General features: G+C 69.6%; 26 protein-coding genes, 3 pseudogenes and 1 riboswitch. Of the genes and pseudogenes, 18 read left to right on the top strand and 11 right to left on the bottom strand.

Going from position 1 to position 26,407, the window contains the following annotated elements; translation table 11 throughout:
- Nucleotides 1–117 precede the first annotated feature (117 nt).
- A pseudogene (locus tag STROP_RS26180) lies at nucleotides 118–366 on the top strand (hypothetical protein); the annotation flags it as partial.
- A gap of 51 nt (nucleotides 367–417) precedes the next feature.
- Here the strand turns inward: STROP_RS26180 and STROP_RS11540 are convergent.
- Entirely contained in the window at nucleotides 418–846 is a 429-nt protein-coding gene (locus STROP_RS11540) for a MauE/DoxX family redox-associated membrane protein (protein WP_012013525.1), read from the bottom strand.
- Between the two features lie 171 nt (nucleotides 847–1,017).
- Between STROP_RS11540 and STROP_RS11535 the strand changes: the two genes are divergently transcribed.
- The 9 genes from STROP_RS11535 to STROP_RS11500 all read left to right on the top strand — a co-directional run bounded on the left by STROP_RS11535 (nucleotide 1,018) and on the right by STROP_RS11500 (nucleotide 10,281).
- A complete protein-coding gene (locus tag STROP_RS11535; protein ID WP_018830147.1) occupies nucleotides 1,018–2,832 on the top strand; it encodes a prolyl oligopeptidase family serine peptidase in 1,815 nt (604 codons plus the stop codon).
- Nucleotides 2,833–2,837: 5 nt separating this feature from the next.
- The gene (locus STROP_RS25160; protein WP_018830146.1) at nucleotides 2,838–2,996 is read left to right on the top strand and encodes a hypothetical protein; all 159 of its coding nucleotides are present in this window, start codon (nucleotides 2,838–2,840) and stop codon (nucleotides 2,994–2,996) included.
- An 84-nt stretch (nucleotides 2,997–3,080) separates the two neighbouring features.
- On the top strand, nucleotides 3,081–4,985 hold the full coding sequence (locus STROP_RS11530; protein ID WP_012013523.1) for a RiPP maturation radical SAM C-methyltransferase: 1,905 nt from the start codon (nucleotides 3,081–3,083) through the stop codon (nucleotides 4,983–4,985).
- Nucleotides 4,966–5,643: a DUF5825 family protein gene (locus STROP_RS11525; protein WP_012013522.1), complete on the top strand. Its 678-nt coding sequence runs from the start codon at nucleotides 4,966–4,968 to the stop codon at nucleotides 5,641–5,643. The genes STROP_RS11530 and STROP_RS11525 overlap by 20 nt, the downstream gene beginning before the upstream one ends.
- A 43-nt stretch (nucleotides 5,644–5,686) precedes the next feature.
- The gene (locus STROP_RS11520) at nucleotides 5,687–6,889 is read left to right on the top strand and encodes a cytochrome P450 family protein (protein WP_012013521.1); all 1,203 of its coding nucleotides are present in this window, start codon (nucleotides 5,687–5,689) and stop codon (nucleotides 6,887–6,889) included.
- The gene (locus STROP_RS11515; protein WP_012013520.1) at nucleotides 6,882–8,180 is read left to right on the top strand and encodes an MFS transporter; all 1,299 of its coding nucleotides are present in this window, start codon (nucleotides 6,882–6,884) and stop codon (nucleotides 8,178–8,180) included. Before STROP_RS11520 ends, STROP_RS11515 begins: the two co-directional genes overlap by 8 nt.
- Before the next feature lie 109 nt (nucleotides 8,181–8,289).
- Nucleotides 8,290–8,907 carry a TetR/AcrR family transcriptional regulator gene (locus STROP_RS11510; protein WP_012013519.1) on the top strand — a complete coding sequence of 206 codons (618 nt, stop codon included), beginning with the start codon at nucleotides 8,290–8,292 and terminating at the stop codon, nucleotides 8,905–8,907.
- On the top strand, nucleotides 8,904–9,815 hold the full coding sequence (locus STROP_RS11505; RefSeq protein WP_012013518.1) for an SDR family oxidoreductase: 912 nt from the start codon (nucleotides 8,904–8,906) through the stop codon (nucleotides 9,813–9,815). Before STROP_RS11510 ends, STROP_RS11505 begins: the two co-directional genes overlap by 4 nt.
- Before the next feature lie 40 nt (nucleotides 9,816–9,855).
- Nucleotides 9,856–10,281 (top strand): cupin domain-containing protein, encoded by a 426-nt coding sequence (locus STROP_RS11500; RefSeq protein ID WP_026274929.1) that lies wholly within the window; start codon nucleotides 9,856–9,858, stop codon nucleotides 10,279–10,281.
- A 174-nt stretch (nucleotides 10,282–10,455) separates the two neighbouring features.
- On the opposite strand, the gene STROP_RS11495 is transcribed toward STROP_RS11500, so the two are convergent.
- Nucleotides 10,456–11,844, bottom strand: coding sequence for a cellulase family glycosylhydrolase (locus STROP_RS11495; protein WP_012013516.1), 1,389 nt, complete (start codon nucleotides 11,842–11,844; stop codon nucleotides 10,456–10,458).
- Between the two features lie 277 nt (nucleotides 11,845–12,121).
- Here STROP_RS11495 and STROP_RS11490 point away from each other — a divergent pair, with 277 nt between their 5' ends.
- Nucleotides 12,122–13,081 (top strand): phosphotransferase, encoded by a 960-nt coding sequence (locus STROP_RS11490; RefSeq protein ID WP_012013515.1) that lies wholly within the window; start codon nucleotides 12,122–12,124, stop codon nucleotides 13,079–13,081.
- On the opposite strand, the pseudogene STROP_RS25700 reads toward STROP_RS11490, so the two are convergent.
- Together STROP_RS25700 and STROP_RS11485 are read right to left on the bottom strand one after the other, a co-directional pair.
- Nucleotides 13,082–13,264, bottom strand: a pseudogene (locus tag STROP_RS25700) (hypothetical protein); the annotation flags it as partial.
- Nucleotides 13,258–13,494 (bottom strand): annotated as a pseudogene (locus STROP_RS11485) (DNA polymerase III subunit beta family protein); the annotation flags it as partial. The pseudogenes STROP_RS25700 and STROP_RS11485, both read right to left, overlap by 7 nt.
- Nucleotides 13,495–13,873: 379 nt before the next feature.
- Between STROP_RS11485 and STROP_RS11480 the strand changes: the two are divergent.
- Nucleotides 13,874–14,350, top strand: coding sequence for a helix-turn-helix domain-containing protein (locus tag STROP_RS11480; protein WP_012013513.1), 477 nt, complete (start codon nucleotides 13,874–13,876; stop codon nucleotides 14,348–14,350).
- 25 nt (nucleotides 14,351–14,375) lie between these two features.
- On the opposite strand, the gene STROP_RS11475 is transcribed toward STROP_RS11480, so the two are convergent.
- Complete coding sequence (locus tag STROP_RS11475; protein ID WP_012013512.1) at nucleotides 14,376–14,993, bottom strand: TetR/AcrR family transcriptional regulator; 618 nt, start codon at nucleotides 14,991–14,993, stop codon at nucleotides 14,376–14,378.
- 70 nt (nucleotides 14,994–15,063) lie between these two features.
- Here STROP_RS11475 and STROP_RS11470 point away from each other — a divergent pair, with 70 nt between their 5' ends.
- Together STROP_RS11470 and STROP_RS11465 are read left to right on the top strand one after the other, a co-directional pair.
- Nucleotides 15,064–15,633 carry a hypothetical protein gene (locus tag STROP_RS11470; RefSeq protein WP_012013511.1) on the top strand — a complete coding sequence of 190 codons (570 nt, stop codon included), beginning with the start codon at nucleotides 15,064–15,066 and terminating at the stop codon, nucleotides 15,631–15,633.
- A gap of 73 nt (nucleotides 15,634–15,706) precedes the next feature.
- Nucleotides 15,707–16,966 carry a dihydrofolate reductase family protein gene (locus STROP_RS11465; protein ID WP_012013510.1) on the top strand — a complete coding sequence of 420 codons (1,260 nt, stop codon included), beginning with the start codon at nucleotides 15,707–15,709 and terminating at the stop codon, nucleotides 16,964–16,966.
- Nucleotides 16,967–17,083: 117 nt separating this feature from the next.
- On the opposite strand, the gene STROP_RS11460 is transcribed toward STROP_RS11465, so the two are convergent.
- Both STROP_RS11460 and STROP_RS11455 read right to left on the bottom strand, forming a co-directional pair.
- A complete protein-coding gene (locus tag STROP_RS11460) occupies nucleotides 17,084–17,641 on the bottom strand; it encodes a GNAT family N-acetyltransferase (RefSeq protein ID WP_187151596.1) in 558 nt (185 codons plus the stop codon).
- 105 nt (nucleotides 17,642–17,746) lie between these two features.
- Nucleotides 17,747–18,385, bottom strand: a complete 639-nt coding sequence (locus STROP_RS11455; RefSeq protein WP_029125725.1) for a class I SAM-dependent methyltransferase — start codon at nucleotides 18,383–18,385, stop codon at nucleotides 17,747–17,749.
- A 147-nt stretch (nucleotides 18,386–18,532) separates the two neighbouring features.
- A riboswitch (ZMP/ZTP riboswitch) is annotated at nucleotides 18,533–18,616 on the top strand.
- Nucleotides 18,617–18,632: 16 nt separating this feature from the next.
- On the opposite strand from STROP_RS11455, the gene STROP_RS11450 reads away from it, so the two are divergent.
- Nucleotides 18,633–19,553: a bifunctional 5,10-methylenetetrahydrofolate dehydrogenase/5,10-methenyltetrahydrofolate cyclohydrolase gene (locus tag STROP_RS11450; protein WP_012013507.1), complete on the top strand. Its 921-nt coding sequence runs from the start codon at nucleotides 18,633–18,635 to the stop codon at nucleotides 19,551–19,553.
- Here STROP_RS11450 and STROP_RS11445 read toward each other — a convergent pair.
- Nucleotides 19,550–20,038, bottom strand: coding sequence for an Lrp/AsnC family transcriptional regulator (locus STROP_RS11445; RefSeq protein ID WP_012013506.1), 489 nt, complete (start codon nucleotides 20,036–20,038; stop codon nucleotides 19,550–19,552). The genes STROP_RS11450 and STROP_RS11445 overlap by 4 nt on opposite strands.
- A 64-nt stretch (nucleotides 20,039–20,102) precedes the next feature.
- Between STROP_RS11445 and STROP_RS11440 the strand changes: the two genes are divergently transcribed.
- From STROP_RS11440 to STROP_RS11430, 3 genes are all read left to right on the top strand, one after another.
- Nucleotides 20,103–21,113: an EamA family transporter gene (locus STROP_RS11440; protein ID WP_012013505.1), complete on the top strand. Its 1,011-nt coding sequence runs from the start codon at nucleotides 20,103–20,105 to the stop codon at nucleotides 21,111–21,113.
- 12 nt (nucleotides 21,114–21,125) lie between these two features.
- Entirely contained in the window at nucleotides 21,126–22,253 is a 1,128-nt protein-coding gene (locus tag STROP_RS11435; RefSeq protein WP_012013504.1) for a coiled-coil domain-containing protein, read from the top strand.
- A 191-nt stretch (nucleotides 22,254–22,444) separates the two neighbouring features.
- Complete coding sequence (locus STROP_RS11430; protein ID WP_012013503.1) at nucleotides 22,445–22,786, top strand: RNA polymerase-binding protein RbpA; 342 nt, start codon at nucleotides 22,445–22,447, stop codon at nucleotides 22,784–22,786.
- 87 nt (nucleotides 22,787–22,873) lie between these two features.
- On the opposite strand, the gene STROP_RS11425 is transcribed toward STROP_RS11430, so the two are convergent.
- The 3 genes from STROP_RS11425 to lnt form a co-directional block, all read right to left on the bottom strand.
- A complete protein-coding gene (locus STROP_RS11425; protein ID WP_012013502.1) occupies nucleotides 22,874–23,392 on the bottom strand; it encodes an FxsA family protein in 519 nt (172 codons plus the stop codon).
- A gap of 171 nt (nucleotides 23,393–23,563) precedes the next feature.
- On the bottom strand, nucleotides 23,564–24,352 hold the full coding sequence (locus STROP_RS11420; protein WP_012013501.1) for a polyprenol monophosphomannose synthase: 789 nt from the start codon (nucleotides 24,350–24,352) through the stop codon (nucleotides 23,564–23,566).
- The gene (gene lnt / locus STROP_RS11415; protein ID WP_012013500.1) at nucleotides 24,345–26,024 is read right to left on the bottom strand and encodes an apolipoprotein N-acyltransferase; all 1,680 of its coding nucleotides are present in this window, start codon (nucleotides 26,022–26,024) and stop codon (nucleotides 24,345–24,347) included. The genes STROP_RS11420 and lnt overlap by 8 nt, the downstream gene beginning before the upstream one ends.
- Between the last annotated feature and the right edge of the window lie 383 nt (nucleotides 26,025–26,407).

The following is a 26,407-nucleotide window of genomic DNA, read 5'->3' as shown; positions in this document are numbered from 1 at the left end:
GACCTTCCTAGCGCACGAGCGGTCTGCCCGGCAGCCCTGCCCCGACCCTACGAATGGAGCACCGGTTAACACCGAGTCGACGATTCCTCGGCTTGTGGCCAATGAGGAACTGGACGCCATCTACCCCGGTTCTATCTCACCGTCCTCAAGGAGTTGGCAAGACGTAGCATCCGTATACCCATCGTCCCCGCTCCCGCGGCAGTCGCCCCGCAGAGGCCAATCCCGGAAACCGACGCCACCTCCTACGACCTGGTTTCCGGCGAGGTGAGGCGCATCCTGACCTACATGGACAAGGGGTGGCTCGCCACACCGCAGGAGTTGCGGCGGTACCTGTCCTGGCTGTGGAGAAACCATGGGCCTGGCTGGCCCACAGATCAAGCCGTTACGGGCGGTGGTACGACTCCGCTTAGTCACGTCTCAACGTGTCGCCCCGGCTGCGCGCGTCCGGGCCTTGCGGGTGGCGCGCAGCATCAGTCCTGCGTAGATCAGCAGTAGTGCGTCCTGGAGCAGCACGAACCAGCCGAGTCGCTGGGTCAAGAAGCGCCCAAAGCAGCCGCAGTTGTCGACCGTCAGACCGCGGCCGAACGCCTGCGCTGCCAGGCCGGCCCAGATCACCGCCACCGCGGTGTAGATCCAGACCGGGGTCAGCGCGCACGACCGCGGTCGGGTCAGTAGCCAGAGCCCACTGGTCAGTTCTGCCAGGATCACCACTGCGGCGAACCACGGTAGCGCCGCCGCGGGTGCGAACTCGTACGCGGCGAGGATGTCCGGCATCGCCGGCCACGAAGCGAGCTGGCCTACTCCCATCGTCGTGAGGATGGCACCCAGGACAGCACGAAGCCACATGAACCGACGCTAACGGTGGTGTCTGGCGTCAGCACCTGAAATCAGGTTATAACTGACTTTACCCCGGCTTGGTAAAAGTATACCGAAACGCCAGATCGTCGATCCCGCTTCGCTATTTACCGATCGCAATCAATCGAATACGATCCGGAAGGGCACCTGGACTGGATCGGGGTGACCGTGCACATTCCTTACGCGCCTGCTTTCGCCGCCCAACGGCCCGAAAGATCCGTTGAAGTCTGTCTCAACAATGGCCTGACCCAGGTCCTGGCCTGGGATCGGCACACCGACCAGCGCCGGTTCCGCACAACCGCCCCGAACGGCGTGACCGCCTACGACATCGAGCCCGACGGTCGGCACTTCTGGTGGTTCGACGCGAACCCGGCGGGCATCGGGATCTGGCGACGCCAACCGTTCCGGTCACCAGCTACCGCCCCGGAGACTCCACCCGCGGCCCTCACCGGCCTGCCACCCGGGCGGCAGCACGGGATCGCCTTCGACGCCTCCGGCCGCCGGGTCGCGGTCGGCATCGGCACCGACACCGAGACCCGGTGCTACGTGGGTCGGCCCGGCGGACCTGGGCACCTGGTGGCCGCCGCAGTGGGCTACGCAACAGTGATCGGGCTGACCGCTGACGGGGAGACGATCGCCCTGGCCGGGCGGGCCGACGGCGACACGGCGATCAGCGTCATCCGCCTCAGTGACGGTCGACTCGACGTCGTAGCCGGCAGCGACCGTCGGCGGATCTGGGCGCTCGAGTTCCGCCCCGACGACCAGTCCCACCCGCAACTGCTGGTCATCGTCGAAACACCAGAGCACTACCGGGTCGGTACCTGGCAGCGTGATCGGGGCATCGCACTGGCAGCAGCCCTCTCCTACGACACCGAGGTCACCGCCCACTGGTACGGCACCGACGGGCAGGTACTCATCCAACACGACCACGCCGGGCGCAGCCGGCTGCTGCTGGCCGACCTCACCAAGGGTGAGGTCGCCGCGATCAACACCCCACCCGGCACCATCCTGGATCTGACCTGCGCCCCAGGCGGAGAAGTCCACTATGTCTGGACCCGTGAGTCGGTGCCGCCGCAGCACCGGGTCACCGAGCCTGCCGCAGCGACCCGGGGGGCAGCGCGACCGGCTGGCCCGGCTCAGCTGACCGGTAACGCCCAGCGGAGCGAGCTGTGGACCCCCCAGCCGTACGGCCGGATTCACAGTTTCCTGGCCACCCCGCCCGGTGCCGGACCATGGCCGACCCTGTTCCTGGTCCATGGCGGGCCGTACCTCCACGATCGCGACGCCTACGACCCCCGGGTGGAACTTCTGGTGCGCGCCGGGTACGCGGTGGTCCGTACCAACTACCGGGGATCGACCGGGTACGGCCCACGGTGGCAACGGGGATTCGGCCATCGGGTCGGGCTGACACAGCTCGACGACCTCGCCTCGGTACGCCGGCACCTGCTCCACCGCGGCATCGCCGAACCAGGCCGGGTCGGTTTGTGCGGATACTCGTGGGGCGGGTACCTGGTTCTACTCGCGATGGGAGTCGCACCGGCCGACTGGTCGGTCGGTCTCGCCGTCGCCCCCATCGCCGACTACCCGGCCGCCTACCGCGGCACCACGGCGGCGTTACGCGAGGTGGACGACGAACTCTTCGGTGGCGGGCCCGACGACGTACCGCAGCGATACCGTGCGGCCAGTCCGATGACCTACCTGGACCAGGTACGCGGCCCCCTGTTTATCGCTGCCGCCGGCGACGACGACCGCTGCCCACCGGGCCAGGTGCGGCGTTACGTCGCCGCGCTGCGCCGCCGCCGCGTGCCGCACCAGCTGCACTGGATGTCCGGCGGCCATCTCGGCGACGCCACCAGCCAGACCCACGCCTTCGACGAGTTACTCCGGTACGCCGGCCAGGCACTGCGACCGGACCGAACCCGGGTGGCCACAGCGGACGGCCGCCCGTACCAACCAACCAGCCAGGGAGGGAGGTGAAGCGCATGAAGCGACGCAGCGTACGTCATGACCCGATCGCCACCAACGAGCGGGAGCGCGGGGCGGTCGTGGTGAAGATGTTCCTCGACATGGACCGGGCGGTTGCGGCCGAGCGGAGCGGCGGGACCGATCCAGCGACCGACAAGCTGGCGGCCAGCGAGTAACCCCCAGTGGTGACCGCCAGTTCGACGGCTTCGTTCCGGAGCAGCTCGTTTCCGGAACGAAGCCCACCAACGGAAGGATCCGCGATGAAGGTCGTCCTGGTCAGCATGCCCTGGGGATCGATCGATGTTCCGTCGCTGGCGCTGGGCATCCTGCGCACGGCAGCCAGCCAGGGTGGCCACGAGGTGCAGGTTCGCTACGCGAACCTCGACTTCTTCGACTGGGCGGCCCGGGTCACCAACCTCACGCTCGCCGACTACCAGTACTTCTCCGAGTCCTCCTACTTCCTCGGCGCCGGCGACTGGGTCTTCTCCGGACTACTCGACGACTCGGACCGGTCGTTCGACTCCTACGCCCGGCTCCTGGCCCGCAACGGTACGGCCGACGCCGAGATCGCGCAGACCGGGTCGATGCACCGGGTGGTGCCCGAGTTCATTCGCGGACTCGCGGCCGAACTGGCGGCCACGACGCCCGACGTCGTCGGTTTCACCACCACGTTCCAGCAGAATGCCGCCAGCCTCGCCGTCGCCCGGCTACTCAAACAGCTACGGCCGCAGACCCGCATCGTGTTCGGTGGGGCCAACTGCGACGGGCCGCAGGGGGCGGCACTGCACCGCAACTTCCCCTACGTCGACTACGTCGTGCGGGGTGAGGGCGAGGTCGCCTTCCCACACCTACTCGACGCGCTCGATCCACTGACCGCCGCACCCGACCGGACGAAGCTGGCCAGGATCTCTGGCCTGTGCTGGCGGGACCGGGACGGAACGGAACGGGCCAACCCGATGTCGTCCACTCCCCTGCCGCCGGCCCACATCGTCGCTCCCGACTACACCGGCTACCTGGAACGGCTAGACGCGTCGGCAGCAGCCGACTGGGTGGCGCCCAAACTAGTGGTCGAAGGCTCCCGCGGTTGCTGGTGGGGCGAGAAGCACCACTGCACGTTCTGCGGGCTCAACGGGTCGTTCATGCAGTTTCGCAGCAAGAGCCCGGCCCGGTTCCTCGACGAGCTCCTCGACCTCGCACGGCGCCACCAACTGCTCGACTTCATCGTCGTCGACAACATCCTGGATATGGCCTACTTCGACTCGGTGCTGCGGTGGCTGGCCGAATCGGAGTACGACCTGCGCCTCCACTTCGAAGTCAAGGCCAACCTGCGCCGGCACCACTTCCAGCAGCTGAGCGACGCCGGTGCGGTGCAGGTCCAGCCAGGGGTGGAGAACCTCAGCAGCAATGTGCTGCGGCTAATGGACAAGGGCGTCACCGGTTGCCAGAACGTCCGGGCGTTGCGCGATGCGCAGAGCGCCGGTGTGACCGCGAGCTGGAACTACCTGTACGGGTTCCCGGGCGAGACGGCGCAGGACTACACCAGCGTCCTCGCGCAGCTGCCGGCGCTCCACCATCTGGAGCCGCCGATCAGTTCGACCCGGATCGCCATTGAGCGGTACAGCCCCTACTTCGACCGCCCCGAACTGGGGTTCGCCAGCCTGCGGCCGGCCCCCCAGTACGCCGAGATCTACCGGCTGCCCGAGACCGAGCTCGCCGACCTGGCGTACGTCTTCACGTCGCCGCCGAAGGGCATCGACCGAACCCTGGCCGCCGAACTCGACGCGGCCCTCGCCACCTGGCAGGCGCGGTATCCGATCAGCCGGCTCACGTACCAGGAACTTGCCGACCGGATCGTGCTGGTCAGCCGACGCGCCAGCTTTGACTGGACCGTACTGGAGCTGACCACGCCCGCCGAGATCGAGCTGTTTCGGCTGCTGGGCCAGCCCCGTACGGTCGCGACCCTCGTCGCCAAGGTGCCAGGCGGGGCGGCGGTCGTCGAACCGTTGCTGTCCCGGTGGGCTGCGCTGGGCCTGCTGTTTCACGACGGCGGCTACCAGGTGCACCTCGCCGTGGAGTCCAACAACCAGGTACTGACCCGGATCGAACACCGCCGAGTAGCCGCCCAGCGAGCTGAGGAGGAATCGCGTGCCACCGTCGTCGCCTGAGTTCACCGAGATGACCGAGTGGAACGCGAGCGGGGTCGAGATCCAGCTGTCCCGCGACTACGAGCCCACCGCCGCCCGGGTCCCGGGAATGTCCTTCGGTACGCGACGGATCACCGGCGTGTGGGAGCCTCTCGTCGCGGAGTTCTACCACCTCGGCGTCCGGCATGTTCGGCTCGCCGAGCCGGTTGACCTGTGTCCGGACGCGGGCGTCGTCGCCGCCCGTACCTTGGTGTTGCTCCGGGAGCTGACCGCCCATGCGATCTCGGCGGAGTGGGTCGCCCGTTGTCACGACGGCTGTGCGGGTCGAGGACTGTTCAACCATCTGTATCCGCCGGTTCGGGTAGACGGCGCCGGTGACGACGCGGCGGTACGCGGTTGGCGGGAGTCGTTCTTTCTGGGGATGTGCGTATTCCGACGGGGTCCGGGATTCACCGAGGTTCGCGACCGACGGCTCGGCACGCTGGAGATGTACACCATCGACGAACCGGAGCACCGGGCGGCGATCAAAAAGTTGGTTGACGGCGTCCCGGCCGGGCGACTGCCCGCTGCCGTACGCCAGGAGCTGGCCGAGGCACGGTTGATCGCCGAGCAGGCCGGGCATCTGTGGTGGCTGCCGACCCGGGCGTACCGGTGGCCGTCTCCTGCCCTGAGCGTGTAAGTAGGCCGCTTTCTCTCCCCAACCGCCGACCGCGAGGAGAGCCATGGAGTCCGTGACCAGCACGTCGGCGCCGCCACCGGTGCCGTATATCGCCGATCCGTACCCGGCGTTGGCCCGCATCCGGGCCAACGGACCGGTATCGATCCTGCACAGCGACGAGGGCATACCGATGTGGGTCATTGCCCGCTACCGAAACGTGCGCGCGGCGCTCGCCGACCCACGGTTCGGGCAGGACGCCCGCCGCGCCCAGACGCTGGCCGACAACCGGGTTGCCGGGGTCACCCTCGGCGGTGACGTCATCCACATGCTCAACAGCGACCCGCCGGACCACACCCGGTTGCGGCACCTCGTTCAGGGGGCGTTCACCGCTCGCCGGGTGGCGGCGATGCGGCCACTGGTGGAACGCATCACCACCTCGTTGCTGGACGGGGTCGGCGGTCGACAGACAGTGGACCTGGTGCAGGACTTCGCCTTCCCGTTACCGATGTTGGTCATCTGTGAACTGCTTGGCTTCCCGGCCGAGGAGCGAGACGCCTACCGTTCCTGGTCAACGGCGATTCTGACGCACAACGACGACCCTGCGGCCTTCGCCACGGCGCTGCGGGACATGACCGACTACATCGAGGTTCAGCTACGACATCGACGGGCCCGCCCCGGCGAGGACCTGCTGACCGAGTTACTGGCCGCACGTGACGCGGGCCAGCTCACCGACGACGAAATCGTCGGTATGGTCTTCCTGCTCCTGATCGGCGGGCACGAGACGACCGTCAACCTGCTCGGCACCGCCACCCTCGCCCTGGTACGCAACCCCGACCAGCACCGGTGGCTGCTGGCGAACCCGCACGCGCTGTCGGAGGCGATAGACGAGTTCCTCCGCTACGAGTCCCCGGTCGCCATGGCGACGCTACGGTTCACCACCGCGCCGGTCACCGTCGACGACGTCGTGATTCCCGCCGGTGAGCTGGTACTGGTGTCGCTCGGCGGGGCCAACCGGGACCCCGACCGTTTCCCGGACGCCGACCGGTTGATCCTCGACCGGCGCGACACCGGACATCTCGCCTTCGGCCACGGCCTGCACCGCTGCCTCGGCGCGTTCCTCGGAAAACTCGAAGGTGAGGTGGCCCTCGGCGCCCTGCTGGGGCGGTACCCGGGGCTCACGCTCGCCGCCGAGGTGCGCCAGCTTCGGTGGCGGGACACGATCATGTTGCGTGGACTGGAGTCACTCCCGGTCTCCCTTCATGGCTGAGGCTACGGCGGTCACCGCCACCGCTCGCCGCTTCCGGCCGCAGTTCAGCTTCGCTCCCCTGCGCACCCGCGGATACCGGCTGTTGTTCGCCGCCGAGCTGGTCTCCGTCTTCGGCGACGCCTTTCACGCGGTGGCGCTTCCGTTTCTGGTCTATCAATTCGGCGGCGGCGCTCGGGACCTCGGCCTGCTGGTCGCCGGCTACGGGCTGTGCCGGTTGGTGACGACACCGCTGGGTGGAGTCTTCTCCGACCGGATCGGACCCTGGCGGGTGATGCTGATCTCTGATCTGATTCGGATCCTCTTCACCGCCGGCATCGTCGTGGTTGCCGTGACCGGCGCTGGAGGCATGTTCGGCGTAGCGGTGTTGGTGGCCGGCACCGGGCTGGGTGCCGGAATGTTCCAGCCCGCTGCCTACGCGATCACGCCGCGGCTGCTGCCCGCCGAGCAGTTACAGGCTGGCAACGGGCTACACAGCACCGCGACCTTCGCCGCCGGAATGATCGGTCCGGGTGTCGCTGGCCTCGTGGTGATCGCCCTATCGCCAGCGGTCGCGTTCGGGGTAGACGCCGTGACCTTCGCCGTTTCGGCGGCCTGCCTGGCGATGATCGGCGGTATGGGGCGCGCTGCGGCGATGCCGCTGGCGGCCCCCACCGGTGGCGGCGGGTCACCGCAGCACGAGTCGGGCGACGGGACGCCGCCGAGTGATCCTACGATCGGGTTCTGGCGACTGCTTCGTGAGTCGGCGCTGTTGCGTACCGTGCTGCTGGTCACCGGGGCCGCCAACCTTACCGTCGGCGGAATGGTCCGGGTGGGCCTGCCGTCGCTGAACAACGACGACTTCGCCGCCGGTGCGGGCGGGCTGGGCGGGCTGCTCGCCGCCTTCACCGCCGGATCGCTGGTGGGTGGGCTCTGCTCCGCCGGTCTGGCGGGGTTGCCCCGACGCGGAGCGACGGCGATGGTGTCGGGCCTGGTGTTGGGCGGGGCTGTCGCCTTGGTGCCCTTCGCCGGCTATCTCGGCGCCGTGGTCGCACTCTCCGTGGCCGGCCTCGCCAGCACCGTCACGAACGTACTGGTGATCACGATCGTGCAGCAGAACACCGCGCCACACCTACTCGGCCGGGTGATGAGCGCGATCGTCTTCGCTGCGCTGAGCCTGTTTCCGTTCTCCACGATCGCCGCCGGACTGGTGATTGACGCCTATGGCAGCACGGCGATCTTCCTGGGCACGGCGGCGGCGCTGCTGGCCGCGTTCGGCTACGGCTTCACCCGCCGCGAGCTACGGCAGCGGTGATGGTGGATCGACCCTGACCAGCGGACGTAGGCACCGGCAGCGGCGGGATTTGCCCGGCACGAACCCACCTGATTTAATAAATGAACAGTCATTTATAAAAGGAGCGGCGATGGTGGGACGCCCCCGCGGGGTGGACGACGCGGTGATCCTGCGCGCGACGACGCAGGTCATGGGTCAGGTGGGTCCGGCGGGTCTCACGTTGGCCGCCGTGGCACGCGAGGTCGGGCTGGTGCCGGCAACCCTGGTGCAACGCTTCGGCTCCAAACATGGCCTCCTTCTCGCCCTCGCCGACCAGGCCGAGAAGGACATGAGCGAGCTGGTTGAGCGAGCGCGTCGGTCGCACGACTCGGCGCTCGGGGCCTTGGCGGCACTGATGGTGCAGTCCATGGCGGCGATGAGCACCCCGGAGAGCTACGCCAATCACCTGGCGTTCCTGTGCATGGATCTTGGTGACCCGCAGCTCTACGAACGCGCCCGGGCCATTCACCGCACTCAGCAACGAACGATCGCGCACCTGCTCACCGAGGCGGTGGACACCGGCGAGCTCCGCACCGACAGCAACCCCGCCGCACTGGCCCGCACGGTGCAGGCGGTCATCGCCGGCTCCGGCCTGAACTGGGCACTGGAGCGCGAAGGCGGCCTCGAACAGCGACTGCGGCAGGAGCTCGCCGCTGTCCTGGCGCCCCACCTGCCGCCGCGAACAACCCCTGATATGGAGGAGTCATGACAAAGCGCACAGGCCCGCTGGCCGGAAAGGTGGCCCTGGTCGCTGGCGGCACCCGAGGCGGCGGACGGGGCATCGCCGTCGAACTCGGTGCCGCCGGCGCGACGGTGTACGTCACCGGACGAAGCAGCGCCGGAAAGCGCTCCGACCTGGCCCGCCCGGAGACCATCGAGCAGACCGCCGAACGAGTCACCGCCGCCGGCGGACTGGGCATTCCCGTTCGAACCGACCACAGCCGTCCCGACGACGTACAGGCGCTCGTCCACACGGTCGCCACCGAGCAGGACGGCCAGCTCGACATCCTGGTCAACTCGGTATGGGGCGGCGATCCGCTGGTTGACTGGGAGCGCCCACTGTGGGAACAGGACCTGGACACCGGTCTGCGACTGCTGCGGCAGGCGGTGGATACCCACATCATCACCAGCCGGTACGCGCTCCCCCTTCTGGTCGCCCGCCGCAGCGGCCTGGTCGTGGAGGTGACCGACGGCAACACCGCCCGCTACCGCGGCACCCTCTTCTACGACCTGGTGAAATCCGCGGTCATCCGCCTCGCCGTCGCCCAGGCCGCCGAGCTCAAGCCCCACGGCGTGGCGGCCGTAGCCATCACGCCGGGCTTTCTCCGCTCGGAGGCCATGCTGGAACACTTCGGTGTCACCGAGACCAACTGGCGCGACGGCGTGGCCCAGGACCCGAACTTCGCCCACTCCGAAACCCCGGCCTACCTCGGGCGGGCTGTCGCCGCGCTGGCCGCGGACCCCACCATCATGGCCAAAACCGGGCGTGCCCTGGCCACCTGGGGCCTCTACCAGGAGTACGGGTTCACCGACACCGACGGCAGCCAACCGGACTTCGCCGCCCACTGGGCCAAGAACCTGGCCGACCAGCACGGGCCCCTCGGGGAACCGCTCTGACCGACGCCGCAGCCGGGCACCATGCCGCCGCGGCGGCGGCATGGTGCCCGGCCGGGACGGGTATGGGCGGGGAATGGAGCACTACACAATCGTTACCGAGGCTGAGAAGAGCCCGGACTTCCGTCGGGTGTTGTGGACCGGCAAGTACCTCCAACTGGTGGTCATGACGATCCCGCCGGGAGGTGAGATCGGCGACGAGGTCCACGAGAACACCGACCAGATCCTGACCTTTGTCAGCGGTGTTGGTGCGGCGCTGGTCGCCGGGGAAAGGCGCGATATCGCCCGGAGCAGCCAGGTGGTCGTACCCGCGGGTACGAGGCACAACATCGTCAATACCGGACCGAACCCGCTGGTGCTCTACACGATTTACGCCCCGCCGGAGCACGCCGACCAAGCCGTGCACCACACCAAGGAGGAGGCCGACGCGGCCGAGGCCGCGGGCGCGGACAAACCGCCGACCGGCTGAGTTCGGGCCCGTTCCCGAGCCCATCTGCGCCCCTGGCGCTGCGAGGCCACCCTCGCGACCGACGGCCAGCACCGGACAGTCTCGGTCGGGCGGCCCGCAACGGCCTCCGGCCCGGTCCGCCGCCCCGGCGAGTACGCGACCGGGGTGGCGGACCTATCCGGGTGGCGGGGGCGGTCAGAAGTCGTCAGCGGTACGCATGCGGTCGCGAATCCAGCTACCGGCCGGCTTGAGCGGGCCCGTACCGCCGAAGTCGCCGCTGGCGCACGTTCCTGTGGTGAAGACCGCGCCGGAGCGGAAATCGTCGGAGTAGTTCCAGTTGACCCAACTGATCTTCTTGCTCGCCATCAGGTCGAGGTAACGCTGGGACATGGTGAAGTCGTTCGGACCGTCACCGGTGTACTGCTGGGTGCCGAACTCGGTCACGAAGATCGGGATTCGGTCAGCCGCCGCCGCCAGGGTGTTGTAGTACAGGTCGCCGTGCGAGGCCGCGTAGAAGTGGAAGACGTACATGAGGTTGCTTGCCGACACCGGGTTGGCGGTGATGGCGTCAACGCCGCCGCCACTTCCGGAGACACCGAGCGACGACCAGTCGGGGGTGCCGACGAGCACCACGGACTCCGGGTCCCGTTCCCGGATGACCGGGATGACCTGGTCGGCGTAGCTCTTGACCGCGCTCCAGTTGACACCGTTCGGCTCGTTCGCGATCTCGTAGAGCACGTTCACCTTGTCCCGGTGGCGGTCGGCGATCTCGGCGAAGAAGGTCTGCGCGCGCGACAGGTTGTCGTTCGGATCTCCCGGCGTGAGCATGTGCCAGTCAACGATCGCGTAGAGACCGCGAGCGGTGGCCATCTCGATGTAATCATGGACAAGATCGGTGAAGCCACGCGGGTCGGTCTCGTAGCCGCCTTCCTGGATGTACATCGAGATCCGCAGGACGTCGGCGCCCCACTGCTGGGCGAGGACGTCGAGCGAGGCGCTGGTCGCGCAGTTGGCGTACCACTGAAGACCGTGCGTGCTCATGCCGCGCAGTTGGATCGGCTTGCCGTTCTCGTTACACAGCTGCTCACCACAGACCCGCAGTTGCCCGTTCGCCGCAACCGGTGTGCTACCGGGAGGCGCGGTGGTCGGTGGTGGTGGGGGTGGGCTGGTCGTCGGAGGAGCTGTCGGCTCGCACGGCTGGCCGTCGAGCTGGCAACCGCTCGGGCTGCCCGGGCCGGCGCCGAGGAAGCCGAACGTCACCGAGGAGCCCGGTGCGATCGTGCCGTTCCAGTGCTGGTTGGTGAAGCGGTAGCGCTGTCCGTCGCGGTCCATCAACGCGTTCCAGTACGAGCCGACGCTCGTGCCCGCCGGTAGGTCGAACTCGACCTGCCAGGAGTTCAGGGTGCTGCTTCCCCCGTTGGTGATGGTGTATCGGCCTTCCCAGCCACTACCCCAGTCGGAAACCTTGACGAACGTCGCGGCCGGTGCGGCCGCCGCGGTCGCGGTGGCGCTGGCCACCAGGGCCCCCGCGGCCACCACCGCGAGGACGCCCGCCAGGGCCACAGTCCTCATGCCCAGCTTCATCGGTCCTCCTAGAGACATCGCCCGACCAGCTCGGCCGCGGCTGGTGTCGGGACAGGGACTCCACGTGGCACGCTTTGTTAATATACTTAACTGTATAGTGACCTGTCTATAACAAAGATGACCCTCGAGCCCAACCCGCCTGCGGCCTGCCCGCTCATCGGGACCCTGGCTGCGGCCCACGCAACCAGCCCGCGGACATCAGAAGGCCTGGTGCGCGATCGCGCGAGGGCATCGAAACGCGCGTGCGACCAGGCCGACAGCTTGACAAGCTGTCAGGATGGTCAGCGCCACAGGGGCACGCATCGGCTGGGTCGACCTGCCATCGGCGGTACGCGGGGCTGTCGAGCGTGGTGTGGGCTCACCTGTCGTGGCCGCGGTGTCACAACCCGGCGGGTTCTCCCCCGGCACCGCTGACCGGGTGGTCACGACGGACGGGCGACGGGCCTTCGTCAAGGCGGTCGGTTGTGGCCTCAACGAGACAGCGGTGGCGTTGCACCGCGTGGAGGCACGGGTCGCCGCGGCGATTCCATGCGAAGTCCCCGCACCACGGCTGCTGGCGTGCCACGACGACGGCGAGTGGATCGCACTGGTATTCGAAGACGTCGAAGGCCGCCATCCGAGTACGCCGTGGAGCCCAGGCGAGGTGTCGACAGTGTTCGCTACGCTCGCTGACCTGGCCCGGGTAACAAGCCCATGCCACCTGCCCGTGCCCACCGCCCTCCAGCAGTGCGGCCCGGACCTCGCCGGCTGGCGGCAACTCGCGACGAACCGCCCGCCGATGCTTGACTCATGGGTGGCAGCGCGGCTGCCGATGTTGCAGGCAGCCGCCGATCGGGCGCTGGCCGGGCTGGAGGGCCAGACGTTGGTGCATGCCGACCTGCGGGCGGACAACCTGTTGCTCCGCGCCGACGGTACCGTGGCCATAGTCGACTGGCCGCATGCCTGTCGCGGGCCGGCATGGCTGGACCGCTTGCTGCTGTGCGTCAACCTGCTACTGCACGGCGGTGTCGACATTGATCAACTCGTGAAGCATCTGGCGCGGGACACCGCGACACCCGAAGACTTACTCATCGACGTACTAACCGGCTACGCCGGGTACTTCCTAGACGCCGCACGCCAACCATCGCCACCCGGGCTACCAACGCTCCGCGCGTTCCAGCGGGCCCAGGCCGACGCATTGCTGCCGTGGGTGCGGCGACAGTTGACAGTGCGTGAAGGCGCCGGGCGACGGCGATGACGGATGGGAGTCGAGGCGCTGGGTCGAACCGGCCGCCAAGGCCGTAGAGACGTTCTCGAGGCCACTGCGGATCATGCTGCCGTAATCGTCGTCCGGTAGCTGCGCTACCAGCTTCTGAGCGGTAGTCAGGTACTCCCACGCGGGATCGCCGAGACGCCGCTGATCATCGGCGAGTTTGAGGTGCGGACACTGATCACCACCGGCGCACCGGTGATGTCGGTGGGGACCGCTCTCGGCGTCCCCTGACGCGACGACGTCACGGTGAGGTCGCCGTTCACCACACCGTCGAGGCGCACCTGTGGATCACCTTTGACGGCAGCCATCAGCAGGTCCCGCGAAGCGACCACCCGGGTGTGAATCTCGGGCAGTCCGTCGAGGACGATCCGGTACGCGGGGACGGCTCCCGCGACTGTCGGTGGCGGCGAGGATGGCGCTGTGGGGCCAGGACCACGGGCGCCCATCCTGGGCAGCGTGAGTCGGTGCGGCACGACCCGCGCCTGGGTAGGCGCGGGTCAGTCCCCCGTTACCGTCACGATCCCATCGCTGACCAGGCGCGGGGACCAGCTTCCAACGGGCCCGTCAATCGGTTGTCGGCCGAGGGGCCTCCGATGCTTGGCGCGGACCGCCGCTGGACGGAAAGCTGACAATCTACATCAGTTGTCACTTACCATGCGCCTGTCCACATGAGTGGACAGGCACGAGGATAGCCATTGCGTACGGAGTGTTGTCAACTGGTGACAATCGATGACGCTCGCGTTACGTGCCTCAGTAGACGGACCTGGAGGTGCCCCCATGACCGACGACACCGCTCGGAGGCGGGGCGACACCGACCGGTCCCTGGCCGACAAACTCACCTTCCTGTACCAACACAAGCTGCCCGCCGGTCGCAGCAAGCCCTACACCGACCGGGAGGTGGCCGAGGCCGTACGGCACACGGGCGGGGATGTCTCCGCCAGCTACCTCCACGCGCTGCGCACCGGGAAGCGAACGAACCCGACCAAACAGCACATGGAGGCGCTGGCCGCGTTCTTCGGTGTTCCCGCCGCGTACTTTCTCAGCGGCGACACCGGCGGTATCGACGCTGAATTACGGCGGCTCCAGGAGTTACGCGACCTCAACGAGGCGCTGCAGACCCCTGGCGTCCGGGCCGTGGCACTCAAGGCGCGGGGCCTGTCCGAAGCCAACCGGGCCAACCTCGACGCCATCCTGGACCACGTCCTGTCCCTGGAACGAAGCGCACTCCGGGAGACAGCAGACCCCGAAACGTGACGGACTCCCGTCTCCGGTGATCGGGCTACGGTGTCGCGTCGTCACCCCGGGGAGAGCTCGCCAGGCTGTCGAGATGCCCGGCGAGCAACGCGCGGACACGGTGGGGCGGCATGAGTTCGGTGCGCACCAGCGCGTGGAGGGTGAGCCCGTCGAGCAGGGCGTGCAGTCGGGCCTTCTCCGCGCCGAGATCAGCGCCCCGAGCCACCAGCCCGGCCGCCGCGAGTGCCTCGACAGCAACGTCGACCACCCGCCGCACCCCGTCGTCGGCCTCTCTGAGCCGTACCTGGGCCGCCGCGTCAACCTGGGCATGCGAGGTCAGCCACAGCCACACCTCCGCCGCTCTGCGACGCTGTCGATCCAGCGGCAGGAACTCCTCCAGGGCCTGCTGAGCGACCTCGCGGGGCGGCCCGGTCCAGCTCTCCGCGGCGAAGCGTTCGGTCGCCTTGGCTATCACATGCTCCATGGCCAGGACCAACAGGTCAGCCTGGGTGGCAAAGTAGTGCCGCAGCGCACTGGGTGACCAGCCGGCCTCGGCAGCGATGCTACGCACCGTGGCCGCGGCGACGCCATCCCGGTAGACGACGCGCCACATCGCCTCGGCCAGTTCGGCGCGGCGCGCGTCGTGGTCGACGATCTTCGGCACGGCTCCTCCGGCGGTCGATGGCGTCCCCCTGCTACGGTAATCGTACAGCGTACTAAAAGAGGGGGCCTGGGTGCTTGTCGCGTTGATCGTCGCCTGCGAGGTGGCCTTCTGGCTGCTCATCGCGGCCGGGCTAGTGGCCCGATACCCGCTTCGCCTTCCCCGCGTCGGCGCCGCCCTGCTCATGGCGGTCCCGGCGGTCGACCTTGTCCTGCTCGCCGCCACGACGATCGACCTCCGCCGTGGCGGCGAGGCCACGGCCGCGCACGGCCTCGCCGCGGCGTACCTCGGTTTCACGGTGGCGTTCGGCCACCGCATGGTTCGCTGGGCTGACGTGCGCTTCGCGCACCGCTTCGCTGGCGGGCCGCCACCGGTTCGGCCACCACGGTACGGACTGGCGCGTGCCCGGCACGAGTGGCGCGACTGGGCCCGGGGCCTGCTCGGCTGGGCCGTGGCCTGCGCTCTTCTGCTCGGTGGCATCGCCTTCGTCGGTGACGCCGATCGGACCCAGGAGCTCTGGGAGTGGATCGGGCGACTCAGCCTGGCGATGGCGGCCTGGCTCGTCTTCGGGCCGCTCGCGTACACGGTGTTTCCCAAGCGGGAACCGCGCCGCCCCGACAACGCCATGGGCCCAACCGGGTGAGTCGTCAACCGGTACAGCTCTGGTGCTGGTCGGACCGGACCAGCACTCCACCACCGACGGGAAACGGTCAGGCATGACATCAGCTCACCGGGACACGAGCAGTTCGATCTTGTCGGTTTTGGAGGAACTCAGCGCCACCTGGCGCTGGGGAGGCCCACCGACGCTGCTCACGATCAGCCATCGGCCGCCGAAACCGACCGTGCCCGCCATACTCGCCCGTGGCGTCGACGGGCACACCCCACTCGACCTCCTGGCACACTGGATCGACCAGTGCCACCGTCATCGTGGCATCGTCAACACGCAGCGGGACCTCGGTGTTGACGCGGTCGCCGTCTCGGGTGAGATTGACGGCCAGCACATCGGCTACGCCATGGACCGCAGCGGCCTGGAGTACCTGGTGCGTGGCCAACGGCACGGTCCCGAACGCCGCCGCACCAGCGGCACGGACGTCGCGGCCGGAACCCGCCCGCCCGACCGCCTCACCGAACGGCTCGCCGAGTTGGTCTGGCGGCTGGCGGGCCCGCCACCTCCCGCTGCGGGTTCTCGGATCCGCGACATGTGGCCCACCGCCGGGCTGGTCGACCTGGACGAGGACGAACTCCACGAACGCTACGCACCGCCGGCCCACAACCGGGGCCACGTACGCCTCGTGACGGTGTCGAGCATCGATGGTCTCGCCGCGGTGAACGGCTCCAGTGCCGCGCTGACGAGCAGCGGCGACCAGCGGGTCTATCGCCTGATCAAACGAGAGGCCGACCTGCTGCTGCTGGGGGCGGGCACGATCCGGGCCGAGCAGTACGGGCAGACCGCCCTGTCGGCTCCCGAGATCGCCCGTCGACGGGCCAACGGCCTACCGCCCTATCCGGCCGTCGCGGTTGTCACCCGCAGTCTCGATCTCGACCTGAGCGGCCCGTTGTTCCAGCACAGCGCCGCAGGTCATACCCACCCACGGCCGATCCTGATCGTCCCCGCCGCCGCGGCGGCCGAGCGCGGGACGGCGGTAGCCGAAGCCGCGGAACTCCTGGTTGCCGGCGAGCACGACGTCGACCTCCACCAGGCGATCCAGACGCTTCGACAGCGGGGGCACCGACGTATCGTCTGCGAAGGTGGCCCCTCGCTGGCCGGCCAGCTGGCCCACGCGGACCTGCTCGACGAGATCTGCATGACGATCGCCCCGCAGCTGTTGGCGGTGGCCGGCCCGCGGATCACCGCCGGTCCGGCGGGGCAGCCCGCGGACGGGCGGTGGCAGCTGCACCGGTCCCTCCTCGACGAGCAGGGCAACCTGTTCCTCCGCTACACCCGTCCTGGCCCGTCCGACCGGCCGGTCGGGTAGACGGTCTATCGCGTATTCACCGTTTGAAGAACGACCAGGATCACCGTGGGTGGAGACAACTTTAGGCATCCTGGTCGCCGACGGCCTCCCAGCGGTCGGACGTTCCCGGACGCGACCTCATCCCGGACGACGTTCGTTCAGGATGCGCTGGAAGATCAGGTGGTCCTGCCAGGCACCGTCGATATGCAGGTAGTTGACCGCGGTGCCGATCAGCGTGAACCCAGCTTTGGTGAGAACGCGCTGACTTCCTATGTTGCGCACGAGGGTGCCGGCCTCAAGCCGGTGAAGGTCGGCCACCTCGTCGGCAAGCCGGCAGGCATGCCGAACAGCCTGAGAAGCGAGCCCCCGCCCGGCATATCCATGGTCGACCCAATAGCCGATATTGGCACTGCGGAACGGTCCGAGTGCGACGTTGGACAGAGTCAGCGTCCCAACAACCCGACCACCCTCGTCCAACACCCAGGGCAAGGTCTGGCCTGAATCCAGGAGTCGGAGCTGATCCTGAACCCGACTCCGCTGCCCCTCCACCGTGAAGAAGGCGTCCGTCCGCCGCGGCTCCCACGGCTGGAGGTACGCACGATTGAGAAGATACGCCTCGCTCAGCGGCCCCACATCGGACTCCTCCAGCAGTCGCATCACGATCGCGCCGGCTAAGGGGGTGGGACGAATGTTCACACTCGTCAGCATAGAGCCCTGGCGACGCGCCAGGGTTGGCGGCGGCGAGGAGCGCTACCGTCACCCGCAACACGCCGTGACCACGGGCCTGCTGCCCCCGGATACTCAGTCGCGGTACGGACGTCGCAGGGTCAACGATTGGAAGGAGTAGCCCCGACCGGTATCGACCAGGTGGAAGTCCACCACGTCGAACCGCGCGTCGGTGGCAAAGCCGAGCAGCTGTTCGTCGGTGCGCCACGAGAAGAAACGCGGCGGCACATGCTGATCACCGTCGGAAGGACCCTCGGTGCTCTCGTTGCCGCCGTACACCCCGACGAAGTAGAGGCCACCGGGACGGAGGACGGCCCGGATTGCTGCCAGAACCGCAGGCAGATCGTGATTGGGCACATGCAGCAGGCAGTTCATCGCGAATACCGCGTCAAAGGAGCCGGCCGGAACGTCCAGGTGCAGGAAGTCCATCACGTGGGCGTCGATGCCCTTGGCCCGGCAGTGCTCGACCATCACCGGCGACAGGTCGGCCGCAACGACGACAAGCCCCTCCTGCTGAAAGAACGCACTGTCCTGCCCGGTGCCCGCGCCAACCTCCAGCAGCCGTGTACCCGATGCCAGACGGTCCATGAACGCCTGACGCTCCGCCACCTTCCACGGTTGCTTGGTTAGCCCGTCGCGCCAGGCCGCGCCAGTGTCGTACGCCTGCCGCAGCGGGTCGAGAACCTCGTCATAGCGAACGTCCATGTTGGTGATTGTCTCGGGTACGGTCCAGCGGCCCGCACGCCGCCTTCCACGCCCCTGCCGCAGTCCTGCGGGCGGCCAACGCAGCGACCCGATCCGGTCGGCGGTGGCAGCTGCGCTGGGCAAAGGCCTTCTCACCCTGGGCAAGCTGTGGCAGGCTGGAAACGATGCGACTGGCGGCACCGAGGATGGAACGACCATCGGGGAGCTCGTCGCGGAGGGTCGACCGCCTGGGCCTTTCCGTGGGGCGAGGTGAGCCATGTCCACGTCGATGTCGGTAGCGCGGTCACTGCCAGGTGGACCGGTAGCCGAGCAGATCCTGGCCGAGGTGGCACAGGAGGTCACGCAGTTGCGGGCAGCCGGGGTGACCCCGGCCCTGGCCACGGTGCTGGTGGGCGACGACGACGCTAGCGTCGGATACATCCGGATCAAACAGCGGCAGGCCGTGCAGTTGGGGTTCGCCTCCCCGCACGTGCGGCTGCCGGCGTCGGCGTCGCAGGCCGACCTGCAGGCGGTGGTGACGCAGTTGAGTGCGGACACGTCGGTGCACGGGGTGTTGGTACAGCACCCGGTTCCCCCGCACCTGGACTTCGACCGGGCGATGCAGGCGCTGGATCCGGAGAAGGACGTCGACGGGATGCACCCGGTGAACCTGGGCCGGTTGGCGTTGGGGCTGCCGGGACCGACACCGTGCACGCCGGCGGGGATTGAGGCGTTGCTGGCGTACCACGAGGTTCCCGTTGCCGGCCGGGAGGTGGTGGTACTGGGCCGGGGTGCGACGTTGGGGCGTCCGCTGGCGATGGTGCTGGCGCAGAAGCGGCCGACGGCGAACGCCGCGGTGACGGTGGTGCACACCGGCGTGCCGGACTGGCCGCGGTACACACGACGGGCGGAGATCGTGGTGGCGGCGGCGGGGGTGCCGGGTCTCGTACGCCCGGAGCACCTGCGCCCGGGCGCGGTCGTCGTCAATGGTGGGGTGCGGTACGCGGGGCGGCGGCTGTTGCCGGACGTGGACGAGTCGTGCGCGACCGTGGCGGGGGCGATGACGCCCCGTGTCGGCGGCGTCGGCCCGACGACAGTGGCGATGCTGTTCCGCAATGCGGTGCGCGCGGCACGACGGACGCGTTCGTCGCGGACACCGGTGCGGCTCCCCGACTCGGGGGCACCGGCTGGACGTTAGCGTTGTTCCGGCGTGCGCGGTGCCACCGGTGTGGAGACGATGAAGGAGCTGGTGGTCTGGCCGTAGAGCAGGAACTGGTCGAGGACCGCGGCCAGGGCGTCGACCGCGGCCACGTGCACCTTGAGCAGGAAGCAGTCCTCACCGGAGATCCGGTGACACTCACTGACCTCGGGAGTGCGGGCGGCCAGGTTTGCGATCTTCGGCAGCTGCCCTGGACCGGGTTGGATCCGCACCCAGGCGGCGACAGGTAGACCCAGCGCCGCGGGGTCGATATCGACGCGATAGCCACGGATGACGCCGGCGCGTTCGAGCCGGTGAAGACGCTCCCGCACCGCCGGCGCGGACATGCCGACCTGGCGCGCCAACTCGGCGGCGCTGGCGCGTGGATCGTCCCGCAGGGCGTGGAGCAGGCTGCGATTGGTGTCGTCGAGCAACGAGTTGCCATCTGGAAGGCCACTAGGGGGTCTTGCCGCGCGATGCGTCATCGCGATGCTCCTTCAACCTTCGATCACGCATGGTGCTATGCGATACGACCTTCGACGATAGGGTATGCCCCGATCTTTCTTCCGCCCCGGCACCCGGTCACCAGCGGTGGTGACCGCACCACGGATACCACCGCACGCCTACTTTGTCGTCAGTGCGGTGTTCCACTATCTGGGTCCGGCGTTCGCGGTGCTGCTCTTCGTCCGGGTGGACGCGCTGGGCGTGGCGTGGCTGCGCATCGCCGCCGCCGCCGCGGTGTTCGCGGTGTGGCGGCGACCGTGGCGGCGGTGGCGGCGACTGGACCGGCCCACCCGCCGGCTGCTGACCGGGTGGGCCGCCGTTCTGGCAGCCATGAACAGCGTCTTCTACCTGGCTCTGGAGCGGCTGCCGTTGGGCACCGTCGCCGCAGTCGAATTCCTTCCGGTCATCGTCCTGGCGGCCTACGCCGCCAGGACGCGCCGAAACCTCCTCGCGTTGGTGTGCGCGGTCGCCGGGGTGTACCTGCTCACCGACGTCCGCCTGGTCGCCGAACCGCTCGGCATCGCCTTCGCCGCGGCCAACGCCGTGCTGTTCGCCGCCTACATTGTGCTCGGGCACCGCGTCGCCCGCAGTCAGCAACTATCCGGCATCGACGGTCTCGCGTTGTCCATGCTGATCGCGGCCGTCCTCGCGTTACCGATCGGCATCACCGACGCCGCACCCGCCGTCGTCGACCTGGTCGCCCTGGCGGCCGGGGTCGGCGTCGGCATCACCTCGTCGGTCATCCCGTACGTCACCGACCAGCTCGCCATGGCCCGGCTGCCCCGGGCCACCTACGCCCTCCTGGTCTGCCTGCTACCGGCGACCGCGACGGTGATCGGGGTCATCGTGCTGGCCCAGATCCCCACCGCCCCGGAGATCGTCGGGGTCGGTCTCGTGGTCATCGGTGTCGCCGTCCACCAGGACGGCGAGCCGCCGCGACGGCGGAGGGCCCGCGCGGACGCTGAAGCCCGCCAGGCACGGTCCGGGGTGACGACACACGGCCGGGTGAGCAGCGTGGGGGCCCACCGCGCCACCGGCCGCAGCGACGGCATCTAGACTCGGCGTCCGATGGACGAGCAGGCCGCACCCGCCGACTCCCGCCCCTGTGCCCACTGCGGACGCCCGGTGCCGCAGCGGGCCGGAGCGGGCCGACCATTCCGCTACTGCCGGGACAACGACGGCGCCTGCCAACAGGCCGCCCGTACCAGCCGGATGCGACACCGCAACGCCCCCGGACTGCCCGGGCAGGTCGCCCGTACCTGGGAGGCCGTGGACCGGCTCGACCAGATCGTGGCGTCGCTCACCGAAGCGCTGCACGCCCAGCTGTCCCCGGTTGGGGTGGAGCAGCAACTGGCCCAGGCGCGCGCCGACGCGGCCAACCAGGTAGCGGCGGCGCAGACCGATCGAGACGAGGCGCGCCGCGCCTCCGAGGACGCCGCCGCAGCCACTGCCCTGGCCCGAGAGCAGGCCCGCAACGCCACCGCCGAGCAGGAGAGCGCCCGCACCGAAGCGGCCCGCGCCGTCGCCGAGGCCACCGCCGCCGTGGACCGCGCCGACCAGGCCCGCCAAGCTCGGGACCAGGCCCGTAAGGCTCGGGACCAGGCCCGCCAGGAGGCGAGCGCGGCACAGGCGCTCCTGGGGCAGGCCCAACAGGACCGCGACGCCGTCCGCACGCAGCTCCACCACCTCGGCGCCGAACTCACCGCCCAGCGGCAGCAGGCCGCGGACCTGGCCGCGGAGCGCGACGCCGCCCGCGCCGAGGCGCAACGAGCCGCGCAGGCGGAGGCCGCGGCGACCGACCAGGCCCGAGGACACCACGCCGACGCGCAACGGGCCCACCAGGACACCCAACGGGCTCAGGCGCAGGCCGCGGCGGCGACGCAGGAGCGGGACCGGGCGGTGGCCGACCGGGACCGGGCCGAAGCGCAACGACAGCAGGCGGTGGGGGACGCGGAGCGGGCGCACGCGGACGCGGCGACGCTCGCCGAGCACCACGAATCACTACGCGGGCAGCTGACCGTCGCCCAGCAGGACATCACCGCCGCGCAGGGCCAGCTGGCGGAGCTGACAGCGCGACTGCGGGCCGCCGAGAGCGACCGGGACGAGGCACATCGGCGGGTCGCCCAGCTCGCCGACCAGGTCGCCCAGCTGGCAGCCGCCCTGGCCCACCGGGAGGCGCCCACGCCCACCCGCTGACCCTGGGCGAAACCACCCCGTCTCGGCCGCTGAACGAACTTTGCGCCAGGTCGGGGCGACCCCCGCCAGGCCGGGCGGCTCTCCGGCTACCCTTGTTCCGGCCCGTCACGTGCCACCGGGCGGGAATGGCCCGACGGACACCGACCGTTACACCGAAACAGACCAGCACCACGAACGAGGGGAAGACGATCATGGGCGAGCGCATGCTGCGCGGAAGCCGTCTGGGCGCGGTCAGCTACGAGTCCGACCGTAACACCGAGCTCGCGCCGCGTCAGACCCGCGAATACCTGTGCGCCAAGGGTCACCAGTTCGAGGTGCCGTTCGCCGTTGACGCCGAGGTCCCAATGACCTGGGAATGCAAGTTCGACGGCAGCGTCGCCCGGCTGGTTGACGGCAACGAACCGGAGCAGAAGAAGGCGAAGCCGCCGCGCACCCACTGGGACATGCTGTTGGAGCGGCGATCGATCGCCGAGCTTGAGGACATCCTCGCCGAACGGCTCAAGGAGGTCCGCACCCGCCGCGGCCGCGCCTGAGCCACCCCCGACACGCACCCGCCCCGGGCGAGACGGCCCGGGGCGGGTGCGTGTCACGGATCAGCCCTAGGACACCACGGTGCGCGTTCAGCCCTGCCGGGGCTCCACAATCTCGCCCTCAATGGGCTGACCGTCGTCGACCACGGTCGGCTCCGCCGACGGCGGAGGCTGCTGCGGGGTGCCCCGGTGCACCCGCACCCGCCGCGGCCCAAACAGATCACCCGCGACCATCGACGACACCCGCCGCTCGGCCGTACGCCGCGCACCCGCACGGGCCAGCCGGCGCACCGGCGGCACCAGCAGCAACACCCCCAACGCGCCACTGAGCAGACCCGGAGTGGCCAACAACAGCGCACCGAGCAACCCCACCAGACCATCGGTGACCTGCGTGCCCGGCGGTTGACCAGCCCGCGCGGCGGTCTGGAAGCCCCGCCACGCACGCATCCCCTCCCGGCGCAGCAGCGCCATGCCCAGCAGCGACGCCGCGAACACGGCCAGCACCGCAATCCCGAACCCGGCAGCCCGGCCCACGGCCACGAACACCGCCAGCTCCACCAACGCCGCCAGCAACAACGCCAACGGTACGAACCTCAGTCCCCGGCGCATCCTCACCTCACCACCCGACCCGCCACGTCCCACCTGCCCGGTTCCCCGGTGGTGGGGGTACGTCGTCCCGCCCCTCCAGCATGACACGGCCACACCGCCACCGACCCCACGCCACCACCAGCGGGACGCCGGCGACGCGGCCATCGGGTAGCTGACCGGACCGGGGCAGCACTACGGCCAACGGACCTGCCCCGTAGGCGTGCCGTGCAGCCCCCGACGGAAGGCCAACCGCCGGTCCGCCACCGCCCACCCGGTGATCCGCCACAACGCCTCGGCGACGATGAACGGGCTCATCTTGCTGCTGCCCCGTTCCCGCTCGGCGAACGTGATCGGCACCTCCACGATCCGCACACCGGCCCGGTGCGCCAGCCGGGACAACTCCACCTGGAACGAGTACCCCTGCGAGCACACCGACGCCAGGTCCAACGCATCCAGGGCGCTGAGCCGATACACGCGGTAGCCGCCGGTGGCGTCGGAGACCGGCATCCCCAGGGCCAGCCGCGCGTACAGGTTGCCGCAGCGCGACAACAGCAACCGCCGCAGCGGCCAGTTGAGCACCTGCGCCCCCCGGGTCCACCGGGACCCGATCACCACGTCCGCGTCGCGGGCAGCGGCCAGCATCGCCGGCAGATCCTCCGGGGCGTGTGAGCCGTCGGCGTCCATCTCCACCACCGCGTCGTAGCCGCGCTGCCGCGCCCAGCCGAACCCGGCAAGGTAGGCGGCGCCGAGTCCCTGCTTGCCCTCCCGGTGCAGCACATGTACCCGCCGATCCTGCCCGGCGAGGGCCTCAGCGACCGCACCGGTGCCATCCGGACTGTTGTCATCGGCAACCAGAATGTCCACCGACGGCACAGCCCGACGCACCCGTTGCACAATCCAGGTCAGGTTGTCGGCCTCGTTGTAGGTCGGGATGACCACGAGTACTCGCCCCACCCCGGGATGACCGGTCTCGTCACGCACCGTCCTGCCTCCCTCTCACCGGCGTACCGGCCGTCAGCGCACCGCGGGTACGTCGCCGCACCCCGGCTGCGGCCAGGGCCGCCACGGCCAGGAACGTCAACGCCACCTCCGGCCACAACCCGACCCGAGTCGCGAGGGTGTGTCCGTCGGCGAGGTGCAGCTGCCGCACCACGATCGCGCGGGTGTTGAACTCGGTGGCATCACTTACCCGCCCATCGGGGGAAACGAACCCGGAAACGCCGACCGTCGAGGCCATCAGCGCCGGCCGACCGTGCTCGACCGCCCGCAGCCGCACCATGGCCAGCTGCTGCCGGGCCTCCGCCACATCGAAGGTGGCGTTGTTGGTCTGCACCACCAGCAGCTGCGCCCCACCGGTAACAGTGTCCCGGACCACCTCGTCGTAGGCGACCTCGAAGCAGATCACGTCACCGAGCACCGCGGGACCGGCAGCCAGCACCCCGGGGGTGCTGCCCGGCACGAAGTCAGCCCGCACCCGGTCAACCTGCTTGCTGACCAGCCGGGCCACATCACGAAACGGCACATACTCGGCGAACGGCACCGGATGCCGTTTTGTGTACAACTGGTCAAGATCCGGACCGGTCCCCGGCCACCACAGCAGCCCCGCGTTGCGTACCTGTCCCTCCCCCGGGCCGCGCAGCACCGCCCCGACCAGGATCGGCACGCCGACCGCGTCGGCAGCCGACTGAATCCGGTCACCGGCGGAAGCGTCCCGAAGCGGGTCGATGTCGCTGGAGTTCTCCGGCCACACCACCAGGTCAGGGCGGGGTCGGGCACCGGAGGCCACCTGGTCGGCCAGCTCGACGGTGGCCGCGACGTGGTTGTTCAGCACCGCCTGCCGTTGCGCGTTGAAATCCAGCCCCAGCCGCGGCACATTGCCCTGCACGATCGCCACCGTCACCGCCTCCCCACCGCCCTCGGCGCGGATCGGCACGAGGAGCCCGACAGCCGGCACCGCCAGCACCGCCGCCATCGCCCCCGCCACCGGCGTCCACCGCCGGCCCGGATGGCGATACGCCGCCCAGCCCGCCCAGCCGGCAGCCACCAGGAACCCACCGGCCACCGCGACCGCGAAGGTGACCAGCGGCGCCCCGCCCAGGGCAGCCAACCGCAGCAGCGGCGACCCGTCCTGGCTGAACGCCAGCCGACCCCAGGGGAAACCACCGAAGGGAGTGCGATCACGCAGCGCCTCCTGCGCCACCCACAGCACCCCGGTCAGCACCGGCCACCCCCACCGCAACCGGTCAACCAGCGGAGAAACCCACGCGGTGGCCGCGCCGAGCAGCGCCAGGTAGCCGGCCTGCAACAGCGACAACAGCGCCCACGGCAAGTAGCCGGTGTGCAGATTGGTCCAGCCCAACAGCGGGGCGAACAACGCCACCCCGGTCAGGAACCCGAGACCAGCGCCGGCGCGCGGACGTCGACGGTGGGCCGCGCCAGCCAACAGGGCCACCCCGACCGCCGCCAGCGGCCACACCCCGTACGGCGGAAACGCCAGCAGCAGCGCCACGCCCCCGCCGACCGCCGCCACCACCGCAACCGGCAACGGCAACGGACGTTCCCGCATCATCTCCACGGCCGTCGCCGGCATGTCCACGATCACCCGCCGAAGGGTACCCGGCCTGATCCGAGCCACCCCGCCAGCGCGGACCACGGCGGCCTCACCTGGACCGGCACCCCGACAAACGGAAATCGGGGCGCGGCAACCGCCGCACCCCGATGCTCCCAGGCCCTTCCCGGCCGGTGGGGCGAGAATGGGACGCGCCGACCTTCGGACCGACCGGACGGCGGACTGGCTGCCCCCGCCTGGCCGTTGTCTACTGGCCGTGCCTCTCACTCTGCCCGTACACCGGTAACCGCGGCCGGTTCGCGCCGCCCCGCCGACCCCCGCCCGCTGGACCTGGCCGCCGCGACCACACACGTGTGGTGTCGCTCGGCCAGCGGACGAAGGGACGAAGCGAACAACAGCCGCTTCCCGTAGTAGGACTCAAAGACGGTACGTGCTCCCCCCCAGGCGCTGTCAACCCGGCCCCGACG

This window comes from Salinispora tropica CNB-440 (genome assembly GCF_000016425.1).
Lineage (GTDB): Bacteria > Actinomycetota > Actinomycetes > Mycobacteriales > Micromonosporaceae > Micromonospora > Micromonospora tropica.
This window is presented reverse-complemented; position numbering and strand designations above follow the sequence as displayed.

Excerpts from the sequence above, each read along its gene's own strand:
- STROP_RS11450 (WP_012013507.1), top strand. The coding sequence starts at position 18,633 with ATGTCCACGTCGATGTCGGTAGCGCGGTCACTGCCAGGTGGACCGGTA.
- STROP_RS11530 (WP_012013523.1), top strand. The coding sequence starts at position 3,081 with ATGAAGGTCGTCCTGGTCAGCATGCCCTGGGGATCGATCGATGTTCCG.
- STROP_RS11520 (WP_012013521.1), top strand. The coding sequence starts at position 5,687 with ATGGAGTCCGTGACCAGCACGTCGGCGCCGCCACCGGTGCCGTATATC.
- STROP_RS11540 (WP_012013525.1), bottom strand. The coding sequence starts at position 846 with ATGTGGCTTCGTGCTGTCCTGGGTGCCATCCTCACGACGATGGGAGTA.
- STROP_RS11500 (WP_026274929.1), top strand. The coding sequence starts at position 9,856 with ATGGTGCCCGGCCGGGACGGGTATGGGCGGGGAATGGAGCACTACACA.
- STROP_RS25160 (WP_018830146.1), top strand. The coding sequence starts at position 2,838 with ATGAAGCGACGCAGCGTACGTCATGACCCGATCGCCACCAACGAGCGG.
- STROP_RS11430 (WP_012013503.1), top strand. The coding sequence starts at position 22,445 with ATGGGCGAGCGCATGCTGCGCGGAAGCCGTCTGGGCGCGGTCAGCTAC.
- STROP_RS11435 (WP_012013504.1), top strand. The coding sequence starts at position 21,126 with ATGGACGAGCAGGCCGCACCCGCCGACTCCCGCCCCTGTGCCCACTGC.
- STROP_RS11510 (WP_012013519.1), top strand. The coding sequence starts at position 8,290 with ATGGTGGGACGCCCCCGCGGGGTGGACGACGCGGTGATCCTGCGCGCG.
- STROP_RS11480 (WP_012013513.1), top strand. The coding sequence starts at position 13,874 with ATGACCGACGACACCGCTCGGAGGCGGGGCGACACCGACCGGTCCCTG.
- STROP_RS11425 (WP_012013502.1), bottom strand. The coding sequence starts at position 23,392 with ATGCGCCGGGGACTGAGGTTCGTACCGTTGGCGTTGTTGCTGGCGGCG.
- STROP_RS11505 (WP_012013518.1), top strand. The coding sequence starts at position 8,904 with ATGACAAAGCGCACAGGCCCGCTGGCCGGAAAGGTGGCCCTGGTCGCT.
- STROP_RS11440 (WP_012013505.1), top strand. The coding sequence starts at position 20,103 with ATGCCCCGATCTTTCTTCCGCCCCGGCACCCGGTCACCAGCGGTGGTG.
- STROP_RS11445 (WP_012013506.1), bottom strand. The coding sequence starts at position 20,038 with ATGACGCATCGCGCGGCAAGACCCCCTAGTGGCCTTCCAGATGGCAAC.
- STROP_RS11490 (WP_012013515.1), top strand. The coding sequence starts at position 12,122 with ATGGTCAGCGCCACAGGGGCACGCATCGGCTGGGTCGACCTGCCATCG.
- STROP_RS11515 (WP_012013520.1), top strand. The coding sequence starts at position 6,882 with ATGGCTGAGGCTACGGCGGTCACCGCCACCGCTCGCCGCTTCCGGCCG.
- STROP_RS11465 (WP_012013510.1), top strand. The coding sequence starts at position 15,707 with ATGACATCAGCTCACCGGGACACGAGCAGTTCGATCTTGTCGGTTTTG.
- STROP_RS11495 (WP_012013516.1), bottom strand. The coding sequence starts at position 11,844 with ATGAAGCTGGGCATGAGGACTGTGGCCCTGGCGGGCGTCCTCGCGGTG.